A 1,342-nucleotide genomic window follows, 5' to 3' on the forward strand; every position below is an offset into this window, starting at 1 on the left:
AAGGCTCTTCACCTTTTCTGGTGGGTAACCCTTTATTTCTCTGTCATTTTTGCTCACCATCGACCGGGTAAACTAGGCCAGTCAGAGGCGGGTAACCTTGGATCAATGCAGCCTTTACGAACAGATTCTCGGGCTTTCCTCCCCATGGTTTGTTACAGGCGTTGAGCTGAACAAAAGCCAAGGGGAAGTCGTAGTCCAAGTGGACAGAGACAAGCATGAGCCCCTTACCTGTCCGCGTTGCGGGCGCGCCTGCCCAGGTTATGACTCTCGAGAACGGCGATGGCGCCATCTCGATACCTGTCAGTTCCGAACACAAGTGGTCGTTCAGGTCCCTCGTATTCAGTGCCCTGAACATGGCTGCCTTACGGTCAACGTGCCGTGGGCTGAACAGAACAGTCGATATACATTGCTGTTTGAAGCGTTCGTCATCAGCTGGCTGCGGGCTGCATCGATCTCTTCGGTGAGCAAACAACTTCGATTGAGCTGGACCGCCATCGACAACATCATGGCGCGTGCGGTTCAGCGGGGGCTGGCCAATACGCCTGAAAGAGAGTCATCACAGCTGGCAGTGGACGAGACGGCCTTCCGTAAAGGGCATGACTACATAACGATCGTTTCCAATCGCCTGGGCCAGGTACTCGCGGTAGAAGACGGTCGCTCCCAGCATAGCCTTGGGCGCTTTTACGACAGTTTGGAGGACAACCGCAAGAAGGCGATCAAGTCGATCTCGATGGATATGAGCCCCGCCTACTTACGCGCTACTTTTGATCATATTGAGAAAGCCCACCGCAAGATTGCTTTCGATCATTTCCATGTCGCTCAGATGCTGACCAAGCTACTCAACGAAACCCGCAAGGCTGATATGAAGCAAGCGGATCAATCGCTGCGCCAGGAGATCCATAGAAGCCGTTTCACCTGGCTCAGACACGGCGCCAGTCTTGAGCTTGAACAGATTCAGCAAATACAGCTGCTCTCCAACAGCCTTAAACATACGGGCCTGGTTTGGTACTTCAAGGAAAAGGCTCGGGAAATCTGGAAAGGCTATCGGGTAAAGGGGGCTCGTGCAGCTTGGAATGACTGGATACAGTTGGCGCAACTGACTGGTATACGCTCCTTGAGTGCCTTGGCTACTCAGCTTGAGAAAAGGCTATTTGGGATTCTTAATGCTATGCGTTTTCGGGCTTCGAACGGATTGGCTGAAGCAATCAATAGGCAAGTCCAAGCTTTGAAGGTTCGAGCCCGAGGCTTTCGCAATAAGGAGCGCTTCAAGAGGTCGATCCTGTTTCACTATGGTGGACTATGCATGGCACCTAACCCATACGAATAAGTGAAGAGCCATAAA

General features: G+C 52.4%; 1 protein-coding gene. It reads left to right on the forward strand.

Features of this window, described 5'->3' with window-relative positions; genetic code table 11:
- Nucleotides 1–97 precede the first annotated feature (97 nt).
- Nucleotides 98–1,327: an ISL3 family transposase gene (locus tag H6X51_RS19805; RefSeq protein WP_185269129.1), complete on the forward strand. Its 1,230-nt coding sequence runs from the start codon at nucleotides 98–100 to the stop codon at nucleotides 1,325–1,327.
- Nucleotides 1,328–1,342 lie beyond the last annotated feature (15 nt).

Origin of the sequence: Halopseudomonas xiamenensis (assembly GCF_014219065.1) — a bacterium.
GTDB lineage: Bacteria > Pseudomonadota > Gammaproteobacteria > Pseudomonadales > Pseudomonadaceae > Halopseudomonas > Halopseudomonas xiamenensis.